This window comes from Silvibacterium acidisoli (genome assembly GCA_022870745.1).
Lineage (GTDB): Bacteria > Acidobacteriota > Terriglobia > Terriglobales > Acidobacteriaceae > Silvibacterium.
In genome coordinates, this window is the sequence record CP085323.1 from 2145135 (window position 1) to 2169362 (window position 24228).

Sequence of the window (24228 nt, forward strand, 5' to 3'; positions counted from 1 at the left end):
GCACACTCTTGCCTGCTCAGCTCTTCAGCACCGGAAACGCAGTGATTCTGAGCTTCGCAGCAGCATAGGGCACCAGCGAAAGCTGCTCTTCTTCCTGGTCGCTTGTGACCGGGCTCTGCGGCACCGGCTCGGCAACACCATCCACTGCGCGCCACGAAGGCAGCCTCCGTCCTTTCACGCCCAGCTTCACTCCCGGAGTCTTCAATGTGAACGGCGTCTCCCCGATCTCTGCTTCTGTTACTTCGATTTCATGTGCATTGTTATCGCTGACAGCGAGCGCGTAGTTCCATTGCGACGATGGGAAGACCTGCCAGTCAGAAGCTTCCTTGCGATCGCGAAGCTTCACCCAGTCCTCGCCGATGGGATATGAAAAGACAAGCGGTCCGCGATCGATGGAAATAGACTCCTTGAACCCTCGCGCAATGCGCGGCGTCAACGGAAAGCGAATCTCGACAACGTCTCCGGTTTTCCAAGTGCGTTTTACTGTTGCAAATGAAGCGGCCTGCGGAGCCGGCTGCGCTTCACCATTCACGTGGATGGTCGCAGCGCTTCCTGCCCACTCGGGGATTCGTAACCGTAGCGGGAAGTTTAATGCAGAAGCCGGGTTGACGCGCAGACGAATCGCTCCTCGGAAGGGGTACTCGGTCTCTTCCGCAACGTGCACGGCCGTTCCGCGTACAATCGTGTGCACTTCGCACGGCGCGTATGCAACCGCTGCAAGGCCGTCGTCTTCAGAAGCCATCCAGAGGCTGGCGGTAAGCTTCGGCCATCCCTGGTGAAAGTTTGCCGTACAGCAACCGAAATTCGGTTCGAGCCCGTAGATGTTCGACTCCGGTCCATCGGTCGTCCATGGCTTGCTGTGCAGGCTCACCTCGACCTGGTTAGGCTCCTGGTTGTACTGATGCGCCCACATGTTGTCGGTAAACGTGCCCGGTAGCGCGTTGTAAGCCACACGTTCGAGCCGGTCGCCGATCCACGGCTCGCCAGTGATCGCAAGCGACTGCTCGAGCGAGAACATAGTTTCCACCACCGTGCACAGTTCGCTGCCCTGCGAAGGATTCGGGCCGCCAAGGTGTTCATCGCAGGAGAACATGCCATTCGGCAGGCCGTGGTATTTGTCGAGCGCGCCCAGCATAACGCGAAGGCCATCGCGATCGCTCTTCTCGCCTGTTACCTGCGACCATACCGGACCGGTCTTCAGAGCCTGGCCGTTGTTTACTCCGTGCGTGGCCAGTGCAGTATCGCCGAGCCCCTGGCCTTCGTTCAGCTTGATGAACTCCGGCGTGATGCGCTCGGTGTAGCGGAAGTTCGCGTAGTTCGCCTCCCAGTCAAAGCCCTGCTTGTGCAGCAGCTTTGCCAGGTCGAGCAGCTTCGCGTCGCCGGTGCGGTTATAAAGCCATATCACGCTCAGCGCATTGTCCTGCCAGCGAAACTTGCCCCAGTCACGCAGTGGACGAGTGGGCAGAGTTTTCAGTTGACATTCAAAGTAGCGCGACATCAAGGGAATCACGCGTGGGTCGCCGGTGGCTTCTTCATATTGCGTGAGCGCTTTCAGCGCGACCATGCGCGGCCACCAGTCGTCGTTGCTCGCTGGGCCGAACATGCCGGTTGTGGTCTGGCTGCCGAGCGTCCAGTCAAGATACTTCTGTGCCTTCGCCTTCAGCCGGGAGTCATCCAGCTGATAAGCCAGTGGAATCAGGCCATCCATGAAGTAAGGCCCGCGCTCCCACGACTCGCCTTTACCACCGAGCCAACCGCTGTTGGGTCCTACGTCGGCCCAGATTTCATCGAGGTGGCCGCCGAGTCCATTTGCCTGCACTTCCATCTGCGCGCGCAGCCAGCCCGTGGGACGGATCGATCCCAGCGGCAACGTGGAAAAAGCATTGGGTGCTAACGGCGCACGGTTCTTCACTGCAGGACGAGGCGAAGCAGCCAGCCCGGCGCCAGGCAAAGCCTGAGCGGAATAGCGTTGCAGTGAAACCGAGGAGACAAGAGCCGCAGCTCCGGCCTGCTTCAAAAAGCGGCGGCGGCTTGTAGGCAAGGATGGACGACGAATCATAGAGGCCCCAGGAGAACGAAGTTCAGACCTAGATATTTTCGTCCCTGCACCGGTTTCGAGCCAAGCTTTCCCGGCTAAAACCTTGCGAATCTTCGAGTTTCAAATTCACGCCGATTTCACTTGAAACCTATCGCAATCCGCAATATAGTTATTGCGTTTTGCAATAAGGCTATGAAGCTAAGCGATAAATTGCGGTATCTGAGAGAGGTCGAAGGAAACCTTCGCGGCCTTGGCCGGGCGCTGACGCAGCAGGACATGGTGCGCGCCATCGCCAGCGAGATGGGCGCAACCATCAGCCAGAGTTACCTCTCGCAGATAGAGAGCGGAGCGCGGCCGCACCTGACCAACACAACACGTCTATTGCTGGCGCGGTTCTTTAAGGTGCATCCGGGTTACCTGCTGGACGATCCCGAGGGATATCAGCCAGAGCTGCTCAGCCAGTTGCAGACCACAGAGAATCGCCTGGACATGTGGCTGATTGCCGGTGCTGAGAAGTTTCGTCGCGATCCTGATCTGTGCAGGGCGCTCCTGGCAGTTGCGAATCATGAGGACACGCGGGGATGTCTTCTCCTGCTCGAATCCATCATGAAGACGCCCAGCCTCATTCCGCGGCTCATGGATGCGTTGCGGCCCCAGTCTGCTGCGCCTCCTTCGCAGGATCGCAAACCTGTCGAAGAGAAAGGCCGGGCACGACGGACTGCCGGAAATCATTCGCCTGCAAAGCGCACGCGGATGAGCAGGAAGAAAGAGAGGAGCGCCTGAGTATGTGGAGCGGAGACGCAGTGTATCTGGTCTGTTTCGGGGTGGGGCTGGCGCTGGCGGTGCTGTCGTTTCTCGGCGGAGCGTTCCATTTTCATGGCGGCCATATTCATTTCGGATCGCATGGACACGGAGCAGCCGCGCATGGAGGAGGCAAGGCGTCCATAGCGCCGATCAACGGCTTCACGATTACGGCCTTCCTGTGCTGGTTTGGAGGTGTGGGGTTTCTGCTGCATCACTACACTTCGCTGCTGGTACCGGCGACACTCATGTTGGCGACGGCTGGTGGCCTGGCGGGCGCGGCGCCTATCTTCTGGCTGCTTGCAAGGGTGCTTGCCCCGCATGAACGCGAGCTGACGGCAGAAGAAACGCAGATCGTTGGCGTCGCCGGCCGGGTAACCGGGGCGATGCACAGTGGCCTTACCGGTGAGGTTCTGTTTTCGCAGGGGGGTGCGCTGCGTTCGATTCCGGCGCGCAGTGAAAACGGCGAGCCGCTCGATCGCGGGACAGAGGTTGTTGTTATGCACTATGAGCGCGGAATCGCTTATGTGAGGACATGGGACGCGGCGGTCGAGCAGTTGCCGTCCGCCGAACATAGAAGCTTGCAGTAGAGGTAGTTAATTCAGGAAAGGATGTTATGTCGAGCACTGTTATTGTCGTTATCGGTTTGCTGGTGTTGGCAACGTTGCTGTTGGCAACCGTCATCGCGAAGATGTTTCGCAAGGCTGGTCCGAATGAGGCGTTGATTGTCTTTGGATTCCGCGGTCCCCGCGTGATCAAAGGTCATGGCACGATGATCTTCCCGATCGTCGAGCATGCGCGCGAGCTGTCACTCGAGCTGATGAGTTTTGATGTGGCTCCTCAGCAGGATCTCTATACAAAGCAGGGTGTTGCCGTCACGGTCGAAGCCGTGGCCCAGATCAAGGTGCGCAGCGACCAGGAGTCGATTCTTACCGCCGCGGAACAGTTCCTCACCAAATCTGCCGATCAGCGCGAAGGATTGATCCGGCTGGTGATGGAAGGCCACCTTCGCGGCATTATTGGCCAGTTGACCGTCGAACAGATTGTGAAGGAACCGGAAATGGTTGCCGAGCGCATGCGCTCCACCTGCGCCGACGACATGAGCAAGATGGGGCTCGAAGTCGTGAGCTTCACCATTCGCGAAGTACGCGACAAGAACGAATACATCACCAACATGGGCCGGCCTGATATTGCGCGCATTCGCCGCGACGCGGAAATTGCCGCTGCGGAAGCCGAACGCGATACGGCCATCAAGCGTGCCAATGCCCTGCGCGAAGCTGCGGTTGCCAAGGCTATCAGTGATCAGGATCGCGTGATCGCTGAGACGGCATCGCTTGCCAAGCAGGCCGAGGCTGAGCGCGACCTGGCTATCAAGAAGGCGGAGTACACAGAACAGAGCCGCAGGCAGGAAGCCCAGGCAGATAAGGCTTATGAGCTGCAGACGAACGTGATGCAGCAGAAGGTGGTTGCCGAGCAGGTCAAAGTCATGCAGGTAGAGAAGGAGCAGCAGGTCAAGGTGCAGGAAGCGGAAATTCTGCGCCACGAGAAAGAGCTGATCGCTACCGTACTGAAGCAGTCTGAGATCGAGCGCCAGCGCATCGAAAACCTCGCCGCAGCCGAACGTGCTCGCCTGATGGCCGAGGCCGAGGGTAAGGCCGCCGCGATCAGAACGCAGGGTGAGGCCGAAGCCAGCATCATCTTCCAGAAAGGCGAGGCTGAAGCGAAGGCGATGAACGTGAAGGCCGAGGCTTACCAGGAATGGACGCAGGCCGCAGTGGTCGATCGCTTGATCAGCAACATGGCCGAAGTCGTGCGCGCCATGAGCGAACCATTGAGCAAGGTGGACAAGATCACCATCGTCTCTACTGGAGGCGACGGACAGGCTGGAGTAGGAGCGCACAAGCTGACCGGAGAAATGACACAGATCGCAGCACAGGTTCCGGCCTTGTTTGAAGCGCTGAGCGGCATGAAGATGGCCGATTTGATGAATAACGTGAAACAGATGACACCGCGTGCGCCGGAGGCGCAATAAAGGAGGCACGATGACTCTGCTGGAACGGGTAACAGTTCTTCTGCGAGCGAACGTGAACGATCTGCTCGACCGGGCAGAAGATCCTGAGAAAACAATGAAGCAGCTGGTTCTCGATATGGAGAACCAGCTGCTTCAGCTGAAAACACAGGTGGCAGGCGCAATGGCCGATCAACATATGTTGGAACGGAAGAAGAGCGAGCACGAAGCGCAGGTTGGCGATTGGAAGTCTAAAGCCGGGGTCGCGATGATCAAGAAGCGCGAAGACCTTGCGCGAACGGCGCTGGAAAGAAGCCTCAGCCATGCTGAGATGGCGAAGAACTTTGCGGCGCAACTGGAACACCAAACCGCCGAGACGGATCTGTTGCGAAGCTCTTTTCTGCGCCTGCAGCAGAAGCTGAAGGAGACGCAGGCGGAGTGCGAACTGCTGCTGGCGCAGCATCGCCGTGCCAGGGCGCTCGAGCGCGCGCAGCGTGCCGGCAATGTCGCTGCGGTGAGTGGCGACCAGAGGTTGAGTTCGGTGCGGCGTCGAGTTCGAGAGCAGGAGGCAAAGAGCCTGGCAGTCAGTAATCTGAGCCGCATTGCGTCAAACGAAGACGAACTGGAGCGGCTGGAACGCGACGAAAAGGTGGATGCGCTTCTTGAAGAGATACGCCAGAAGCAGGCGCGTGCACTGCCGCTTGGCTGATCGTCCGCCGTTGCCTGGGTTGATCTGACCCTGGGGGAGCCTGCCCGGTGCGGGAGCCCCCTGGGGAGATCCCTGGCTGTCCGCGCCGTCCGTGCGCGTGCCCCTCAGTAGCTTCCGCTTGTCCATGCCGAGGATCAGGAGTAGCCGAAAGATAGTGCTTTCGACAACACTTCTGGTGCTGTAATGCCGGTATGTCTATCAAAAATCCGGACAAGCCTCCGCTATGTTCCTGGTGTTTGAGTCATTTCACGGAGAGAGCACCGAGGAAGCCATGGGAGCGTCTGCTGTGGTGGCTAAGGGCGTATCGATGCCATGACTGCGACAGGAGGTTTCTCGCAAGAGCGGTCAAGGGTGGCGAATCCGCGGGTTGAATTCGGGGAGTTTCTTCAACGAAGTTCGGACGAAAGAATGGCGATATCAATTCAATTCAGTGCATGGCATGAGGATTCTGCCGACAGGATCATCCGCAGCATCCACGTCGTCGAGTTGAAGAGGCAGTATGTGCTCTTCGTTACGGATCGACTGGTAGCCTTCCGGGGCAATCTTCCCAACGTTCCGGAACTGGAGCATCCTCGAAACTTCGCAACCGTTGAGCACGCTCATCGGGAAGCCCGCGAGATCTTCGAAAGCCTTCTTAAACTGGGGTGGAAAGCGTGCAATGAGGAAGGCCGCTGATGGAAGTCAATCAGTGTCGAGAGTTACTGTTAGAAACTGCATGTGAGCAATATCGCAGTGAACGGGCGTAGAGTCTGCACGACCGCAGTCATGGTTTCGCAGTTGGTGTGCCGCGAGGCGAAGGGCAGACCGAGGTCATCATTCGTTAGGTCTATCTGAACTAACGATTGGAACGGCTGCGCCTCGCCTCGTAATACGTTTCACTCCAGGCTAATGCGCATCTTCTTCAGGAACTGCGTATCCGGGTCGGAGAGCGGCAGGAATACCCCCTCCGCGGATTCCGCTAAAGAAGGTTCTGTCCTGCGAGGCACCCGCGCGTAGCAGACTGAGGTCTCTTCGGGCGCTGTTTCTCGCGGATGCACATGGGCATATGCCGAGAGGTCAAGGCAGATTCGTAGTTCATAGCCTGCGTTTTCAATCACTTTCGCCATTCTCTCGAATGCCCCATTGGCTTGCACGGCTTCGCTGATGATCTTTTCGAGATCGCGGCAGTGTGAACTTGCGGCAAGAACGGCCGTGGCTGCGTCCAGCATTTCCTTCATGAGAGGTTCACTCGTGGCTTGGGTGATTTCCTCGAGGTGGGGAGCATCGGAATGGCCTGACTCCGGATCTTCCAGGGGCAGCGCCATAACGGTTTCTCCTGTATGTACCTGGATACGTATCCGCGGCTTCAAGGAGGCAAAAACACGCATTCCACGGTCGCGGAACGCACGCATAGCGATTCTTACTTTGCGATTACTATCTATCTCGCATTTCAGTACGTGAAGCGCTTCGAGAAAAGATGCATCGGTCGAAAGTGAGATTTGCGCTTCATCTTCCATTTTCTGCAACAACCAGCGTAATTTGTTACGGTCCATAGTCCCTGCTTCTGCCTCCACCAACGCACACTCCGAGTCGGGCCCCCGTGGAAGCGGTCGCGGCATGATTGCCGCCTGGATGCCATCGTGAGAAGCGAATCCGAGTCAGGTAGGAGCCAGACAACCGCTTATCCGTTCTGTAGCGGTTTCAGGTGTGAATACTTCGGATACTTATGCTTGCCTACACGGATGCGGCCTGATGGTAAGTGGCTGCCCAGCCTCTAACAATTTGAGTTACACAGCTATAAGTCCTTTCATCTGAGCGGGTGAATGTGTAACTCAAACTAGTGACTACCCTGGTAACACTGTGGCGGCATAGAATCCGCCCGCGGAGCGTGGAGCCACGGGCACGGCCCAAAGGGGGAAAACATGGCGGTGCATTCCAAGCAGGAGATCTTTCCCGCCCTGGACGAGGAAGTATCAGGCGGCAGCTTTCTGGAGCACCCCCTGCCGAAGTACCGGTTTCCTCTTGAGGAGACGGAGCCGGCCCCGGCATACCAGCTGGTGCATGATCAGCTCCTGCTGGACGGTAACTCGCGGCAGAACCTGGCTACTTTCTGCCAGACGTGGGTCGAGCCCGAGGTGCGCCAGTTGATGGACGAGTGCCTCGATAAGAACCTCATCGATCGTGATGAATATCCACAAACTACGGAGCTGGAATCTCGCTGCGTCTACATGCTTGCCGACCTCTGGCATTGTCCCGATGCAGCCAATACGCAGGGTTGCTCTACGACCGGTTCCAGTGAAGCAGCCATGCTTGGCGGGCTGGCGATGAAGTATCGATGGAAGAAGAGGCGGCAGCAGGAGCACAGGCCGACGCATCGCCCTAACCTCATCTGTGGACCTGTGCACACCTGTTGGCCGCGATTTGCGCGCTACTTCGACGTGGAATTGCGGCAGGTACCGTGCGTTGGAAACCGGCTGTTGATGTCTCCCGAAGAAGTTCTCAAGCGTTGCGATGAGAACACGATCGGAGTGGTGCCCACCCTGGGCGTTACCTACACGCTGCAGTATGAGCCGGTGCATGCAATCGCGTTGGCGCTCGATGACTTCGAAGAGGTGCACGGGATCGACATCCCGATCCATATCGATGCTGCGAGTGGCGGCTTTACCGCACCGTTTCTCCATCCTGCAGTGTCCTGGGATTTTCGCCTTCCGCGAGTGCGTTCGATCAATGTCTCCGGACATAAGTTTGGATTGTCACCGCTGGGATGCGGATGGATCGTGTGGCGCACCAAGCGCGATCTGCCGGAAGATCTGGTCTTCGATGTGAAGTATCTCGGCGGACACATGCGCAGCTTCGCGCTCAATTTTTCGCGCCCTGGAGGACAGGTCGTAGCGCAGTACTACAACTTCATTCGACTGGGTAGAAAAGGCTATACAAGGATTGCGAAGAGCTGCCAGGCGGTGGGCTCGTGGTTCGCTGACGAGTTGCGCAAGTTCGAGATCTTCGAGTTGATTTACGACGGAAGAGACGGCCTGCCCGGCTGTACCTGGAGCATCAAGCCGGGCGAGTACCCGCGATTCGATCTGTACGATCTTGCGGATCGCCTGCGAGGCAAGGGCTGGCAGGTGCCTGCTTATCCCATGCCGCCGCATCGCACCGATCTGGTTGTACAGCGCATGGTCTCGCGGTTAGGAGTGAGCCGCGACCTGGCCGGCTTATTGATGGACGATCTCCGCCAGGCGGTTCGATTTCTCAGCAGCAGCCGCGCCAGGCCTTCGGTGGGTGTTGAAGCGGCCAGCGGATATCACCATATATAGAGGGTTCATCTGCCAGTCGCTCATCTGAGTGACCCGGAATCTGGTCACTGCAAAAAGTGACTGGCGCCGGTCTCGTCTTCCATCTTATTTTCGCTCCGTATGGATCAACCCCAAGGAGGTTACACCATGGCGGACCTGCATGAGGGCGAACTGGAGATGGAACTGGAAGATGAGTTCCATGAGGGCGAACTCGAAAGCGAAGACGAATCGAGTCTGGAAGGCGAAGGCTGGCTGGGCGCCATAGGCAACATCGCCGGCAGCCTGCTCGGTGAAGGCGAAGAGGAGCTTGAGGATGAGAGCGCTTTCGAGATGGAAGACGAGAGTTCGTTCGAGAGCGAAGAAGAGCTCGAGGATGAGTCAAGCCTGGAAGGCGAGGGCTGGCTGGGCGCCATAGGCAATATCGCCGGCAGCCTGCTCGGTGAAGGCGAAGAGGAGTATGAGTACGAGGCTTTCTTTGAGTCAGAGGATGAAGGTGAGCAATTCTTCGGGAAGATAGGCAGATTTCTAAAGAAGCTCCCGCTCAAGAACCTGGTCAAGACTGCTCTTCCGCTTGTTACCGGAGCCATCGGCGGTCCGTTTGGTGCAGCATTGGGTGGCCTGGCGACAAAGGCTCTTGGCGAAGGCGAATTTGAATACGAGGACGAGGCAGAGGGAGAGCGCGAAACGGTTCACGAGATCGCCGCTCACGAGCTCAGCCATCATGAAGCGCTCGCCGAAATCATGGCGGAAGCCGCTTCGCACGAGGTGCACGAAGGCGAGGCCGAGGCCATGGTGGGTGCGGCCACGATTACGGTCATCTCACCGAGAGACCGTCGTGCGCTGCGCCGTATCCTTCCACACCTTGTTCGGGGCACTGCGATCCTCACTCGCATCCTGCGCCGCCGGAAGGCGACACGTCCGATGGTTCGCGTGGTGCCGACGATCATACGTCGCACCGTAAAAGACCTGAAGAAGCAGGCCGGCCGGGGGATTCCGATTACGCGCAGGCGTGCTGCCATAGCGGCTGCAAAACAGGTGCGCCGCGTGCTCGGCAGCCCGAATGTTTGCGCGGCAGCTATCACTCGCAACGTAAAGGTGAGCAAGGCTTACAAGCGGCCTGCACGCCGCAACACACGCACATCCACAGCGCGGCGCCGCCAGGGCGCGCTGCGCTAGCATCGGCCCCTGCAGTTTTCGAACATCCGTGGAGGAGGAACCCGTTATGGCATTCGATTCCGAGGTAATGCACGAGCTGGAAGAGGAGTACTCCGGAGAAGGCGAAGAGGAGTACGAAGACGAATCCAGCTTGGAGGGAGAAGGCTGGCTGGGTGCGATCGGCAACGTGGTAGGCAGCCTTCTTGGCGAGTCCGAAGGTGAGGACGAATATGAGTCCGAGAGCGCCTTCGAGGCTGAGGGCGAGCTTAACCCCATGCGTAAGATCTATCCCGATGCCATGATGGAACACCTGGGTGAGCTGGCGGCCGAGGCAGAGTCTGAAGAAGAGGCTGCTGAGCATTTCCTGCCGCTGATCGGCATGGCTGCTTCGAAGCTGCTGCCCGTGGTTGCGAAAGCGATTGCGCCCGCTGCCAGGAAAGCGCTTCCAAAGATCGCCGGTGCAGTCATGAGGTCATCGCCCAGGCTCACGAAGGGCATTGGCAGTATCGCGAAGACACTGCATCGCAATCCGCAAACGCGCTATCTGTTGAAGACCGTGCCCACGATTGCGCGACGCACAGTGGGTTCTATTGCGAGGCAGGTTACGCATGGCAGGCAAGTTACTCCGCAACGGGCCGTGCGCACGCTGGCGAACCAGGCGCGATATGTGCTTGGTCACCCGCAGCATCGCAAGCATGCTTTGCGCCGCCACAACCGCCTGGAGCAGACCTTCCATCGCCGCTTCGCGCGCGGCATGGTTCGCCCCCACGGGCACATCCAGTACCGGTATCAGGGCCGTCCAGTTCCGGGTCAGACAACTACGTATTACGCAGCCGGAGGTGTACAGGCGCCTGGCAGCGTGACCTATGGACAGCGGACCAGTACCGGGCAGTGCGCCTGTGGATCCGGTTCCAGTCCAGCGCCTGCCTACTGCCGCTGCTGCGGACAGGTGCTGAGATAGGCAAGTCATCTTTTGACGAGACCAAGACCATGGCGACACTAGTGGAACAAATTCCGATCGCGAAAGAGGACGCGCCGGCCCAGCCATCCAGGACTCAAGCGGCAGCAAGGCCTACAGCCTTCCTCGCGCCATGGTTGCGATCTCAATCCATTAATGTAAATCGGCATGCTGCTGCGCTGCGGCCATTCAAGGTAGATGAGTTCGGCAGCGGAGCGGAAGCGCCCACTCCCGGCCATCTGCAGGTGGTCAACGAATTGATCACCCAGCTTCGCGGCGGCCTGCTCAAGATGTCAGGAAAAGTCGGCGATTCTGTCGCTGCCGCCCTGCAGGAGCCAACCACTGCGCGTTTGCAGGATGTAATGCGTAAGAAGGAACGCGCGCACACCTGGGTGCGAGGGATCGAAAAAATCTGGGACTTTTATTTCGAGGTGTTTGGCCAACGGCAAAGCCGTTTCGCGAAGTGGCTGCTGAGTTGCGACCGCATCGGTCTCGACTGCTATCGAACGAGCTACCTGGGCCTGGCGGTTGCGCGTTCAATCCCGGCGCCACCTCCCTTTTCGTATGTAGCGACGGGCTTTTCTCCGGCGACCTTTCGACGCGGCATTCCCTTAAGGCGATTGGGAAAACAACTCAATCCTTTTCCGCTCATTCAGCTCCCCTACCATCGGCTGGTCAATCCATGGACGCTGGGTGGCGTTCTGCACGAGGTGAGTCATAATCTGCAGAACGATCTGGGGCTGGCGCGTGATGTTCCCCGCAGCATCGGGCTCGCGCTGTTGCGCGCGGGAGCCAGCAGGAAGGTCGCACGCATCTGGGTGCGCTGGAATCGGGAGATGTTCTCCGATATGGCCGGCCTGTTGCTCGGTGGACCGTCCTTCGCGGCATCATCGATGGACATTCTTGCGCGTGGGCCCGAAGCCACTGTTCACTATAGTTCGCGAGGCCCCCATCCCACGCCCTATCTTCGTATGTTGATCAACGCAGAGCTGCTGAGGCGCATGGGCTTTGAGTCGGAGAGCAGGCAGATTCGAAATGCGTGGATGCGGATCTATCCCAAACCGTCTTCCGGCAACATTCCGGCTGAGCTGATGAAGACCTTTGCGGAAGCGTGTCCGATCGCCGTGAATGCGGTGTGCTATCAGCCGTACAAATCGTTGGGCAACCGGAGCCTGTCGAAGGTCATGAGCTTCGGTCACAAGGAGCAACAGATGATCGAGGAAGCGTCGCGGCGGCTGGCGGCCGGAGTCGACCCGGGAATCATCCCTGAACGCTTCCTCATCGGTGCGGTGCGGCTGGCGCTGGATCGCCGTCATGCCCGCCCCGAGGTACTGACCAGGAACTTCTTCAAGGCACTCGCGAGTGGATGAACGATGGGAATGAATACCACATTTCGAGAGTTGTGCAGGCAGTTGAAGAGCCTGAAGGAAACGCTGGATGGGCTTCGCTGCCTGCTGCCCGACGATCCGTTGAATACGGAAGTAGTGTTGATGCGCCATCTGCGGGAGAGTGTGGACAGTGTGAACGGCTGGCTGGACGATTGCGTCGCCCAGTCGCAGATTGCCTGCGCAGCATTGGAGCAGGCGTCGGACATAAATGATTCGCGGAGAGCTCTGACCCAATGCCAGGCCAGTTTTGACGAGGCCGAGCGCGCATCTTCGGCGGAGCTGCTCACTTACGAGAAGTTGCGCGAGGTTGTAAGGCTGGGAGGCCAGCGCAAAGGGATATGGATCATCTGGTCACAGAACACCAAGAGAGATCTCGAGAGCTGCCGCTATGAACTGTACCTTACGCGTAAAGCGATGACCGCGTGTTGGCAGGAACTGGCAGAACACGCTGGGATGAATGGAGCTTTGCGGACTCCCGACGTCAGGCAGCGGATAACAGCCGCGGCATCGGGTATCGGAGATATGGAAGTCGAGGGCGCTCCGTGAGCAGCATGAAAGCAAATACGGACGAGTAAAAGGATGCAGCCAGGCTAGAAGGATCGCAACGTCAAGCTTCAGACCGGTGGAAGGAGCTACAGTATGCCAACCCAACCGACCGTTTTAAAATGCAGCGCAACGGCCAACACTGTCACGATCACATTCTCCGAGCCGGTGGATGGGGTGAGCGCGAGCGCGCCTGACAACTACACCATCTACGCTCCGCCGAAGATAACGGCACCAACGCTGCTCTCGAAATTGGATTGGACGGGTCCGGTTGTATCAGCCGATGCTCGTTCCGTCGTGTTGACTCCCGCTTTGGCTTTGACACCCGGCGGTTTCGTCCTGGTCAACGTAAAGAATGTTATGACGGCTTCGGGCTCGCCCTTTGAAACCGGCGATGTGTCCGCAGAGGTTCCGCCTGCGGCCGGTCCGGGACGGGTAGTAAGAGATGTGGAAGATGCGATCTCGTATCCCATCCTCACGGAGGAAATCAGCAACCGCCCTTCCCCGGTCAGCACGCTCCCTGCAGGGAGCGGTATGGGTGGAGGCGGAGGTAGCTCCCCGCTCGGGCAGCTGGCATCGAGGACGGTGACGGATGTTCTCGGCTGGAAGGTGAACCCCTCCGACCCGAAGGGCTTCGTGGGCGCACTGACCCAGGCTTTTACATTGAGCGACGTGGAAGGCCACGTCGAGGCGACCTGGAACCCGCAGATGCCGGCCATCCAGACGGATCTTGGCGGCTCGATTACCGGCGCGCAAGCCAGCCTCTACACCCGTGCCAAGGCTGCCATCGATCAATCGACTTCCCTGCTGGATACACTCTATCCTCTCGATCCTGAGGCTGATCCGGAATACGTCAAGGCTCTGCGCGAGATGGTACGAAGCCAGATGACGCAGATCGTGCGGGAGCTGTCGGTGATAGGGCTTCCCTCAGTGCTGCGCATCGACACATACTTCTCCATCCTGCTCGGGCAGAGTCCGGCTACCATCTCAACCGGGCAGATAACGTTTGATCCGGATGCGGTGGGTGGCACGATGGGCAAACTGCGCGACACCTATGGAATCCAGTTCGTCGGCAATCCCTTCAACAACTCCGTGGCAGACGAAATGGTCATCACCAACTTCCGGGTAATTTCCGACTATCTCACGTCGCTGCTGCAGAGCTGGATCTCTAACCGCAGTTTCTTTTACGTGCTGCCCGATCAGCCTGCCTTCTTTGGAACGCAACTGGTGCTTATCTCGCGGCAGTTCAACGTGATTGCCGAGACGGTGAACGAACTGCGCTTCACGCTGGACTCCGTCTTTATCGGGCCAGCTGAGCGGCAATCGCTGCTGCTCATATTTGGAGATCCGGCGCTGCCTCCGAGATTCCTGGAGGGTATGTTGCTTGAGATCGAGGCCTTTGTCGGCGATGAGGGTCCGCGTCTTCTCAAGGATGGCGGCAAGATCACCGTTACCAACAATATCCTGCCGGTGGTCAGCGCCCTGCTGAACATGGTGACTAAGGCTCGCAAGCCGACCAACATCAATGAACTGCCTGACGGATTCAAGACGGCACGTGTACGCAATTCGCTGCGTGACCTGCAGGATCAACTCAGGCGTCTGGTCGAACTTGTCGAACAGGTGGAACAGGAAGTGCCTGCTTCCGAGTTCAAGCTGTCGGTCTCAAGCATCGTGTCGCAAGGGACTGACGACAGCGGTAACGCCACGATCTCTATCTTTGGTGAAGGTTTTGCGCCAGGCATAGAGGCGACGGTCCATTCCACAACACCAATCGTCATTCCGCAGACCCAAACGAACTTCTTTTCTGCTGAGCGGGTCGACATCGTATTCAACATAGTCTCTTTCGGCGATGGATTGCATGACATCACCCTGACAAACCCGGACGGCGATTCCATAACCGTGGCGGATGCCTTCACGCTGGACGAAGGAGTTGTGCAGCCGGATATTGTCAGCCGCAGGCAGGTCTTTTGCAATCCGTTGTTCCGCGTTCGCGCATCCAGCGCGAAGCAGGACGCAAAGAAAGCCGCTTCTTCGGGGAAAAAGCCCGCCTGGAAGGTAATCGTCAATCCCGGCGCGGGTCATAGCCAAACTAAAGCAAGCGCTGCGCAGGTAGCCGCGATGTCTACCCACCCTGCTACTCCGCAGTCTTCAAGCTTCTCCAACCCAGTATCGGTTCAGCAGCAGGAAGCAGCTCAAAAGGATCTGGCGGATCGGGTGCAAAATCATGCGCACAGCATTGCAAATCTTAATCAGAAGATGGAAGAAGGGTTCAAGCATTTGACGAATACCATGCACGAACAACTCGGCATGTTGCACGAGAAGCTGGCGCAGCTTACCGGGAAAGGGCCGGGCCAGCAGGATGAAAGTCGTCCGCCGTCTGGGCAGGAGCAGGGTACGTAATCCTGTGTCAGCGGCAATCGCACGGTAACACGCGACGTTAACAATTTCCTGGGACGAGCGCTGGAGAGCATCGAGGAGGGTCATCCATGGCGACCGAAAGAGATTATCAAGGTTTATATGACCGTATCGCAGCGTTACGAGAACAGGTAACGAACAAGCTGTCCGCGGACCTGATCGCCAACCCGCAACTCGCAGATGCGCTTACCAAACAGATCGACGATCTTCTGATCGCGGTGGTCGATGCCGATGCCAAAATCCCTCCTCCACCGGACAAGGGGCTGGCTGCGCTGGCGGGCGTAGGTCCGGACGCCTCCAGGGAGTTCGGCACTACGCGTGTTCCACCCGGCGTCGAGCCTTATGACGAGACGATCACGTCGGAACGCATCATGGCCGTCGGTGATATGTACTATCTCTGGCAGCACGAAAAGATTGGCGTCTTCCGTGTGGTACAGAAGCTGCAGGAACTGTTCAAAGCAGGAACCGTAAGGCTTTCGGGCGGTCCCGGAGCATTCGCGCTCTATCAGTTCGATCGGCGTGACGTGCTTCGCTATACCAAGTCTGACCGGCTATCGGCCTACAAGCGCATCTTCGGGTATGGTGGCTCGCCGGTGCCCACAGGTTCGCGTGCCAACGCAGACTTTCACAAGCTCTTCGCTCATTTTGTGCACCAGGTCACGCTGTTCTGGCGCGATAAGCGTATCTCTGACGTAATTCGCGAGCGCGCTTACGACCCGAGCTTCGGTTCCATCGCCATCGTGCGGCGCGCGGGCCTGGACCTGCGCAACAACCTGAAATGGCTTTCGTTCGGCCACCTGAATGTGCTGCGTGTGGAAGTGATGCAGTTGCTGGAGGAAGCATTCAACATTCTCAACTCCGACGATGTAAAGCGGCTCTTCGGCGCCGATAACGCATGGGATGTTGTAGAAGAGGTCCTGATCCGCTACTTCAACGAGCGGCTCGTGACTTCTCCACGCCAACGCATGGGTGTGACAGGCAGAGATATTCTGCGCTGGCTCGCGCAGCCGCACATCCTGCAGACAACACGTTCGCAATTCGAAACCCTGCTGCTTGAGATTGCGGAGCAATCAGAAGAATGGCTCACCAGTGCGCAGGCCATGGGGTTGAGCACGCGGACAGGATCGCATCGCGTGCTGCCCTGGGATCAGACACAGCCTACTCCGGTACGACCGTCGCACAAGCAAAGGGTAGGAGTCTCGGCAACGCGCCAGCCCGCGCGCGAGTACGAACTTCAGCTCTGAACTGCGAAATGATCCTGCGGAATGACCAAACCTGGTCGTCCGCAGGGTCGCCCGTTTCAACAGATGCTGCACGCAGCCTTGCAAGGAAAGCGGAGACAGAGCATGAACGATCTTTTCACCAGGAGTAGTGCAGTCAACGGCGCGCGTCCCATTACGGCCTCGCGCTACAACTCGTTCTCAGGCATGAATACCTCGCGCCAGGATAAATTCCAGGCACGAGAGCAACGCCGCTGGGGAGACTGGGCATACTGGGAGATTCCTGCGCCTGTTCTCTGGCTGGAAACGCCCTACGTGCTGTCGCCCTTCGATGACACCCTGTTTGTTGCGCCTGTCTTCGTGGATATCTGGGATTAGGTGAGCCATGTACCGTAGTACAGAACCTGAACTCGAAGACGAACTCAGCAGCCTGATGGAAGCGCTGGTGAGAACTGACCTGGAAGCGGAAGCCGAGGAGTACACGCCGGCTGCTACCGGCCCTCTCTTCGATGTTGCATGCAACGGCTGCGCCGCAGGGCAGTGTGTTGCCTGCCAGAGCGGAGCATGTACAGCCTGTCCGGTGGCTGGCGGAGGATGCCGGCGGATCGTCTTCGATGCGGTCGTCGAAGCGATCAAGCTCGCTCGCAGCACTGCAGACAAGGTGGACGCAGCGACAGCCACATCAGCGGACTCGCGCAATAAAGAGCAGAAGGAAACAGCTCGCCTTTACAGATTCTTTTTCTGTCACGATCCTTCGTGGTTCATTTCATGGGCTGGCGGCCCGTCAGGCGCTACGGTCTCAACACGGCTCCGTGCCGTGGCAAACGAACTCGATGGAGGACGAAGACTTCTCTTTGAATGCCGCGCACAAGGCGGCTGCAACGCATTCACGATTCCGGGAGTTCACTCCACCGTATTTCTTTGCCCGCCTTTCTGGGCAACGCAGGGTTTGGCGGGCCTGCCCGAAGTGAATCGCCGTGCGGGGACCATTATCCACGAGATGTTGCACAACCTCTACGATCTGGACGACAGCCGACGGTTCAATAACCCGGCACAGCCGACGCCGCGGCGATTCGATGCGCATTGCTACGAGGTGTTTCTCCTTCGTGCCAACGGATACGGCGGAGATCCTACAGACGTAGCCGCATGTGGTCAGGCGCCTTGCGAGGTCTTTTGAACACGTATCTCTGAGCGTGAGCGGGCTACCAGATGACGAAGAATCCCCATCGCGCTATCTCCTATGCACGATCGCATCATGCGGAATTCCTTTCAGAGTTGAAGGAGTTTCTCCGCTTTCCAAGCGAGAGTTCGGAACCGAAGCGCGCAGCCGATGTTGGGGCCTGCGCGATCTGGCTTGCCCGTCATCTCCAGAAGATAGGAATGCGCCGGGTTCGCCTCATTCGCACGCAGGGCCACCCGCTTGTCTATGCATCCTGGCAACAGGCTTCCCGGGCGCCGGTGCTTCTCATCTACGGACACTACGATGTCGTTCCCGCCGCTCCTCTGGAACAGTGGGAGACGCCGCCCTATCGGCCTACGGTCAGAAATCAGAACCTGTACGCACGTGGCGCGTGCGACGACAAGGGCCAGCTATTTTGCCATGTGAAGGCCCTTGAGTCTGTTCTGCGCGCGCATCGCGCTCTCCCATTGAATGTGAAATGCATCTTCGAGGGAGAGGAAGAAATCGGCAGCTGCCATCTTCTCTCCTTCATCGAAAAACACAGGGAGGTGTTACGCGCGGATGTAGCTGTTATCTCCGACACAAAGATGCTGGACGCGCGAAGGCCGGCAATCAGCTACGCACAGCGAGGTGGATTACGCGCAGAGCTGGAAGTCCGCGGGCCCGGGCAGGAACTACATTCGGGCACCTTCGGTGGAGCGGTGCTGAATCCCCTCCAGGCGCTTTGTAAGCTGTTGGCCGGTTTTCATGACGAGCGCGGACGAATCAACATTCCCGGCTTTTACGACGACGTGCGTAACTGGAGCGACGAGGAGCGTTCCTACATGCAGCAAGTCGGACCAGCAGATCGCAGGATTCTCGACGAGGCGCAAGTAGAGCATGGCTGGGGCGAGCAGGGATACACCGCCTACGAACGCACCACGATAAGGCCTGCATTGACGCTGAATGGTATCTCGGGTGGTCACGCAGGCAAGGGAGTGAAGGGGGTTGTGCCGGCAAAAGCCACTGCGAAGTTGAGCTTCCGTCTTGTGCCCGATCAGGATCCTCAGAGAATCGCCAGGATCTTTCGTGAGCACATTGCGCGGGCCTGCCCCTCGGCTGTGCAATGTACGCTGCGTCTGCAGGCACCGACTATGCCGGTGCTGTTCGAGCGCGATCATCCGGCGCTGCAAGCGGCCTCCATAGCCTACGAAAAAGCCTTTGGCAGTGCGCCTGTCTTTCTGCGCTCGGGCGGATCGATCCCGGTAGCGGGAGCTTTCCAGAAGGTCTTAAATATTCCCGTCGTCCTGATGGGCTTCGGGCTTCCGGACGATCGCATTCACGGTCCGAACGAAAAGATGCATCTTCCCAATTTCTATCGTGGTATCGAGACATCGATCCGATACATGAACCTGATCTCTGAGGCTATCCATCACGGAAACATCTCCCGGCCCGTCGAGGCAAGCGAGTGGGTCACATGATCATCGATGCGCATTGCCACGCAGGAAAGGGTGATTTGATGACAGCGCCCTGGAACACGGATGCGCCGCTTACGGATTACCTGCGCCGTGCCTGCGCCGCCGGCATCAACAGAACGATCCTGATGCCAGCCTTCCACACCGACAACTGGCAGGCCAACAGACAGGTCGCGCAGATAGTTGCCCGTCATCCCTCGCGCTTCATCGGCTTCGCTTTCGTGCACGCAAAGCGCGATGCCGGACGCATCTTTCGCATGGTAAGGCACGCAGTGGTTCGATGGGGCTTTCGCGGAATCAAGGTTCACGGATACGAAGCGATGCCAACACGCGAAGTGTGCGAGACGGCGAGAGCTCTTTCGCTTCCAGTACTGGTAGATGTGGCCAGCCGCGCCGAGACAGTGGATATGTTTGCGCCTCAATACCCCATGGTGAACTTCATCATTGCTCACCTGGGCAGTTTTACAGACAGTTGGAAGGCCCACGAGCAGGTCATCCATCAGCTGGCACGTTATCCGAATGTCTACGCCGATACTTCAGGGGTTCGGCAGTTCGATTATTTAGTTAGAGCGGTACAGATCGCGGGGCCGCGCAAGCTGCTATTTGGTTCGGATGGACCCTGGCTTCATCCCGGACTCGAGTTACACAAAGTGAAGCTGCTGGGCCTCAAGCCTCGGGATGAGGCGCTCGTACTCGGAGGGAACATCTCACATCTGCTCCGCGTTGCTAGTAGCGCTAGGCAGCTCGCGCCTCGCGTCGCAGGTGTTGGAGAGAACGATTTCGTAAAGACCGATAACGACGATCGGCAAAGGGAGCTGACTGGAGCGGGAGCGAAGTACAGGCTGTGACCGGCTGTTTCACGCTACCGATGATTCAGGAAGGCGTGGTGCTCTTTTCCAAGTGTGCCAAACTCCAATAGCTGCGCAACCATTGCGGCTCGCGAGCCTACACCCAGCTTGGCAAAGATACGCCGCAGGTGGGTGCAAACCGTCCAGGTGCTAATGCTCAGTACATCCGCTATCACCTTATTGGGATGGCCTTGCGCGACCATTCTTACAATTTCTTGCTCTCGCGGACTTAGCTGCACACGGCCATAGACGGGCGGGTGCATGCGAATCACCAGGTACCTGAGGCCGTCCACTTCTGTATCTACAAGAACCTGCTCCGCCGCTTCATTCTCGACCTGGGACTGTTCTGTCTTTTCGATCAGGGACAGCAGATGCCGCATTGCTCTCTGTACAGAGCTTGAGTCGACTTCACGTGCACTTTCCAAGGGCGGGAATGGGGTACAGGTGTACATACAGATGTTCCCTATCTCCAACAGGCGGGCCAGCTTCAGCAGGACATCTTACCCTCATGTCGGTTTCATTCTACTCTGTAGTGCTGGTTGTCCCATCCGGCCTTGTGTGTCTGTTAACGAGCAGAGCTTCGAATTGGGTAAGCCGAAACCGGATGTATAGTATTTTGCCGCTGCTTTGCGGCAATAGTCGCCTTTTCAAGTGACACTCGAACGAGTTTTAACTCGCCTGCAACAGATGACTCTCAATCAACCCGCGGCAGTCACTGCTCGATTTGAATTCAGGCGCCGGTAGGTTATGTTCGGGTGCGGCCGATCCCCAGGGTCTCTCACGAAGAAAGCAACCGTGCGGTCACACCGCAAAGCCGAACGCAGGGCTTGCAGACAAGCGGACTGCAATACCTTGCATACTGCCTGTACCTCTTTTGGGCCGGAGAGAGATTCGAAGCCTCCGTTAAGCAGTTGAAAACAAAAATAGAAGAGTTTGATCTGAGAACACGAATACCCTCCAGGTCCTGTAACCACAGTTTCTCTTCAACACTTCAGCCAGCTTTTTGCAGCCGTTGACATCAAGTTTCCCTGCCGTTTCCCACGCGGGATACTATCTAACGAGCAACGGCTCTTAGTGTTAGTCCGGGAGCTACTTCGACCGGTTTCACCGTTACTCCCTCACCCGCAAAGTCTGAGATGGCTTGATGGCGTGCGGGCTTTCCGTCAATCTGTACAATCCGAGCCGATTCGTGGAATATGGGTTTCCAGTCCAGAGGTGTGTTGCCCTGATTGGTGAACTCAGTGTTGTTGTTGCCATGATGCCTTACGGCGATCATGCCACCTGGAACCGGCAAATTACGAATCTCTGCCCAGTCAGACGAGGAATTAAGAGCCGGACGCGTCGCGATCATTGGCTTGAAAGACGCTGATGCGGTATCGAGGACGTGATCCATAGGTTGAATACTGACTCCCATGAGTCCAGTCACCAGTGCTCCCATGACCGAGTAGGACACCTCAGGGTATTCACGGCGCACCCTACCCGCACGGCTAAGGTCCAAAACTTGTTCGTAAGCTTCCCGAGTCCTGCCATATCGATACAGAGTCTCCGCATAGTGCGACTTCGCTTCGACTGCATCGTTCGGCTCGGACCGCATTGCATTCAGGAGAGTATCGATTGCACTCGCCGTCTTTGTTCCAGGTTCCGCAGCATCCCGATAGAGAATGTCGGCGCCGGCTCTTCCAGTGAATTCATGCTGTTTGTTGAAGAATGCGTAGTAATAACCGCCTGCAGAATTCCACCACGTGGTGTTGATAAGCTGTTTGATCTGCCCGGCGGTTTGAAGTGCATTGGCTGATTTATTCCTGTCCCCGCGAATCATCTGAATCATCGCGTAAGCGCGGAAGGCTGCATACTGCGTTGCCAGCAGATCAACGCCGACGAGATTATCGCGGCTGCTTTCTTCATACGTCGGATCACCACGGAAGAATGGCGGCTCGTCGATATTGCTGGTGCGCTTCATGATGCGATCTGGACTCAGCGACCAGCGGGCTGTGTAGTCAACGATGGTGCGGTCGTAGAAGTTTAAAAAGATCGGATCGTTGAGATAGGATCTGTCACCGGTCCACAAGAACATCCGATAGCAGGCATCGAGAATGTCATAGTTTGCAGGCAGGTTGTACCAGAACTGCTTGTCGCTCTTGTAATCGACGGGAGCAGGGCGGTTCAGGCGGTCGATCTCCCAGTAGCTGCACCAGTCGCGGGATTCAGAAATATTCTCGGCAAACCGGCGAAGCATGTTGTGGTTCCACCGCGCCAATCCCAGGGCCTGCGCGCCCTCCGCCTGATGTGCCGTATCGCGCATGCAGAATGCTTGTCGCCCTGGCAAAGCAGCTTCGTACCACGGCCCTACAGGATCATCGTCGAAGACATACGCGAGAGCCTGCTCCTTCGCCCAGCGGAAGGCGTTGACGATCTGCGGGTCCGAGGAGTAGAGATCGAGCTTCGAATCGCGCTTTGCAGGCAATGCCAATGCCCTGATGGTTGCGTTCGCAGCAAATGGAGCAAGACCAAGAAGCTTGGTTAGTTGCCGGCGTGTGAATTGGTTTGTTGTCTGCATAGAGTCACGATCCATTTTCCTGAAGCTCTGCTGAAAGTCAGTTTCACACGAGTGCGATAACAAGCCCCGGAGCCGAAAGGTCGTCCGGAGTGGCGTGACGAAGCCCTTCAGTTCGAATTACGTCTCCCGAAATGTGAAGCATATTGCCGCGAAGATGAACTGCATGGGAAATATCCACCGCGCTATCACCCGCCAGATCCTGCGCCATGACGCGCTTACGGGAAACAGGCCTGTCAAAGAGCAACGTGACGCTTCGAGGACTACCGAAGATTCCGAAGGGGCCGCGTGCATCCGATACGTTCAATGTCAGATCGCATGCAGGCATATACCACGCTGCCCCAACGCGAGTTCGCTCTTGCGCGGCGATAGCAACCGCGCCATTTGGAAATCGTGTCGCAAAGACAAACGGCTTCTCTCCTTTGGCCGATACTTCGGGGAGAGGAATATTTCTCGCGATGCGTGCCGGCGCTCCCTGGTGAACGGTGGCGCCGATGAGGTCGGCCTCCCAGGTCTGTGCTCTAGCAAACGTCCATGTATCGGTCAGGATCTCGGGATCAACAAACACCGTTCCTTCACCTGCAGAAAATGGCGGAGCAATCCGTTGCCAGCGCAGCGCGCGCACCACTTCATCCAAACGCTTCTTCGTTTGCCGCGGGCCATTGAAGAAGAGATCGGCGTCTGGTCCTGGCCGTTTTCCGTGAAGAGGATGACGCATAACACCCATTGTGCAGCCCATGACGGCGGCCACGTAGACTTCATCTTCGACATTGAGCAGGCCTTTGATCTCCGGGTGTCCTTGCGCACCTTCAAGCATGGCTGCGAGGCGATCGAGCGTCGTCGGCAACGAAAGAATCGATGTCACATCGTAGGTACGATAGACGTCTGTATTGCGCAGGATCGTCATGCGGCGCGAATCCCACAACTGCGTCCCGAAGCGCCCGTCTTTGCGCCAGTCTCCATTCACCGGCGTCTCGCCGTGAACATGTTCGAGTGTGAGCGGGATGTGATTTTCATTTCTCACACGCACGAGCCCAAACTCAGGATCGCCGATGTCGATCTTCCAATAGCGAACGCCTGCACGATCGCACATGTCTTCGAGCTGATTCATTCCGCGATCTTCCGGAGTATTGCGGCACCAGAGAGCCACACCACGCCAGCCTGCATTTTGAATCGAATTGCTCAGCTTGTTCAGGCGCGCTGCAGGATCGCCCTCGAAGGAGGGAAACTTCCCGGAGTCAAGTTCGAAGGTGGCCGTTCCGCCCTTTTCCCATCCATCGTCGAGAAGTAGATAGAGATCGCGCCGGACTTTGGGATAGAAAGATTTTGCCCAGCCCTGATCAGAGAGGAGATTCTCTTCCGTCATCGCTGTGCGAGCCAGTTCCGCTCCGGCATCGCCCTCAAGACGCGCCGTATCGAGGTCTTCCGCATTCTGGCCAAACATGTAATTCTGCAGCGCCCAGGTGCACCAGTAGTTCGGTGCGCCCGACGCTGTTCGAGGCACGAGATTCATCGGCGTTTGGGCGTAGTCCGGGAAAGCCGAACCGATTGCCGCCGTTGCTGAAAGAGCCAGAAAGCGTCTTCGACTGGATACCATCCAAGGTCCTTTTGATTTGTGATCACTCAAATGAAAAGAGGGCCGGTGCAGCATGCGGCTGCACCGGCTTGGGAGGCAAAGCAAC

General features: G+C 57.7%; 21 protein-coding genes. 16 read left to right on the plus strand and 5 right to left on the minus strand.

The annotated features are described in order from the left end of the window. Positions 1-16: 16 nt before the first annotated feature. The gene (locus LJD29_RS08825) at positions 17-2059 is read right to left on the minus strand and encodes a beta-L-arabinofuranosidase domain-containing protein (RefSeq protein ID WP_446745393.1); all 2043 of its coding nucleotides are present in this window, start codon (positions 2057-2059) and stop codon (positions 17-19) included. Between the two features lie 171 nt (positions 2060-2230). On the opposite strand from LJD29_RS08825, the gene LJD29_RS08830 reads away from it, so the two are divergent. The 5 genes from LJD29_RS08830 to LJD29_RS08850 all read left to right on the plus strand — a co-directional run bounded on the left by LJD29_RS08830 (position 2231) and on the right by LJD29_RS08850 (position 6231). Next, on the plus strand, positions 2231-2821 hold the full coding sequence (locus tag LJD29_RS08830) for a helix-turn-helix domain-containing protein (protein WP_446745394.1): 591 nt from the start codon (positions 2231-2233) through the stop codon (positions 2819-2821). Between the two features lie 20 nt (positions 2822-2841). Beyond that, positions 2842-3429: an NfeD C-terminal domain-containing protein gene (locus LJD29_RS08835; RefSeq protein WP_446745395.1), complete on the plus strand. Its 588-nt coding sequence runs from the start codon at positions 2842-2844 to the stop codon at positions 3427-3429. 26 nt (positions 3430-3455) lie between these two features. Continuing rightward, the gene (locus tag LJD29_RS08840; RefSeq protein WP_446745396.1) at positions 3456-4871 is read left to right on the plus strand and encodes a flotillin family protein; all 1416 of its coding nucleotides are present in this window, start codon (positions 3456-3458) and stop codon (positions 4869-4871) included. A 10-nt stretch (positions 4872-4881) separates the two neighbouring features. Beyond that, on the plus strand, positions 4882-5556 hold the full coding sequence (locus LJD29_RS08845) for a PspA/IM30 family protein (RefSeq protein WP_446745397.1): 675 nt from the start codon (positions 4882-4884) through the stop codon (positions 5554-5556). Positions 5557-5964: 408 nt separating this feature from the next. Then, on the plus strand, positions 5965-6231 hold the full coding sequence (locus LJD29_RS08850; protein ID WP_446745398.1) for a hypothetical protein: 267 nt from the start codon (positions 5965-5967) through the stop codon (positions 6229-6231). 200 nt (positions 6232-6431) lie between these two features. Here LJD29_RS08850 and LJD29_RS08855 read toward each other — a convergent pair whose 3' ends face one another. Beyond that, positions 6432-7088 carry a hypothetical protein gene (locus tag LJD29_RS08855; RefSeq protein ID WP_446745399.1) on the minus strand — a complete coding sequence of 219 codons (657 nt, stop codon included), beginning with the start codon at positions 7086-7088 and terminating at the stop codon, positions 6432-6434. 369 nt (positions 7089-7457) lie between these two features. On the opposite strand from LJD29_RS08855, the gene gad reads away from it, so the two are divergent. The 11 genes from gad to LJD29_RS08910 all read left to right on the plus strand — a co-directional run bounded on the left by gad (position 7458) and on the right by LJD29_RS08910 (position 19992). Continuing rightward, on the plus strand, positions 7458-8852 hold the full coding sequence (gene gad / locus LJD29_RS08860; RefSeq protein ID WP_446745400.1) for a glutamate decarboxylase: 1395 nt from the start codon (positions 7458-7460) through the stop codon (positions 8850-8852). 126 nt (positions 8853-8978) lie between these two features. Beyond that, positions 8979-10007, plus strand: a complete 1029-nt coding sequence (locus LJD29_RS08865) for a hypothetical protein (RefSeq protein ID WP_446745401.1) — start codon at positions 8979-8981, stop codon at positions 10005-10007. Positions 10008-10053: 46 nt separating this feature from the next. Beyond that, positions 10054-10947 (plus strand): hypothetical protein, encoded by an 894-nt coding sequence (locus LJD29_RS08870; protein ID WP_446745402.1) that lies wholly within the window; start codon positions 10054-10056, stop codon positions 10945-10947. A gap of 29 nt (positions 10948-10976) precedes the next feature. After that, the gene (locus tag LJD29_RS08875) at positions 10977-12314 is read left to right on the plus strand and encodes a hypothetical protein (protein ID WP_446745403.1); all 1338 of its coding nucleotides are present in this window, start codon (positions 10977-10979) and stop codon (positions 12312-12314) included. 9 nt (positions 12315-12323) lie between these two features. Then, the gene (locus LJD29_RS08880) at positions 12324-12878 is read left to right on the plus strand and encodes a hypothetical protein (RefSeq protein ID WP_446745404.1); all 555 of its coding nucleotides are present in this window, start codon (positions 12324-12326) and stop codon (positions 12876-12878) included. Between the two features lie 93 nt (positions 12879-12971). Beyond that, positions 12972-15275, plus strand: a complete 2304-nt coding sequence (locus tag LJD29_RS08885) for a hypothetical protein (protein ID WP_446745405.1) — start codon at positions 12972-12974, stop codon at positions 15273-15275. An 86-nt stretch (positions 15276-15361) separates the two neighbouring features. Continuing rightward, entirely contained in the window at positions 15362-16534 is a 1173-nt protein-coding gene (locus LJD29_RS08890; RefSeq protein ID WP_446745406.1) for a hypothetical protein, read from the plus strand. 102 nt (positions 16535-16636) lie between these two features. Then, entirely contained in the window at positions 16637-16888 is a 252-nt protein-coding gene (locus tag LJD29_RS08895) for a hypothetical protein (RefSeq protein WP_446745407.1), read from the plus strand. 7 nt (positions 16889-16895) lie between these two features. Continuing rightward, a complete protein-coding gene (locus LJD29_RS08900) occupies positions 16896-17687 on the plus strand; it encodes a M35 family metallo-endopeptidase (protein WP_446745408.1) in 792 nt (263 codons plus the stop codon). Positions 17688-17719: 32 nt separating this feature from the next. Further along, a complete protein-coding gene (locus LJD29_RS08905; RefSeq protein ID WP_446745409.1) occupies positions 17720-19150 on the plus strand; it encodes a dipeptidase in 1431 nt (476 codons plus the stop codon). Further along, positions 19147-19992, plus strand: a complete 846-nt coding sequence (locus LJD29_RS08910) for an amidohydrolase family protein (RefSeq protein ID WP_446745410.1) — start codon at positions 19147-19149, stop codon at positions 19990-19992. Before LJD29_RS08905 ends, LJD29_RS08910 begins: the two co-directional genes overlap by 4 nt. Before the next feature lie 14 nt (positions 19993-20006). Here LJD29_RS08910 and LJD29_RS08915 read toward each other — a convergent pair whose 3' ends face one another. From LJD29_RS08915 to LJD29_RS08925, 3 genes are all read right to left on the minus strand, one after another. Next, complete coding sequence (locus LJD29_RS08915; RefSeq protein ID WP_446745411.1) at positions 20007-20372, minus strand: LuxR C-terminal-related transcriptional regulator; 366 nt, start codon at positions 20370-20372, stop codon at positions 20007-20009. A 674-nt stretch (positions 20373-21046) separates the two neighbouring features. Beyond that, positions 21047-22549, minus strand: a complete 1503-nt coding sequence (locus tag LJD29_RS08920) for a hypothetical protein (RefSeq protein ID WP_446745412.1) — start codon at positions 22547-22549, stop codon at positions 21047-21049. Positions 22550-22592: 43 nt separating this feature from the next. Then, a complete protein-coding gene (locus LJD29_RS08925; protein WP_446745413.1) occupies positions 22593-24143 on the minus strand; it encodes a hypothetical protein in 1551 nt (516 codons plus the stop codon). Positions 24144-24228: the final 85 nt, after the last annotated feature.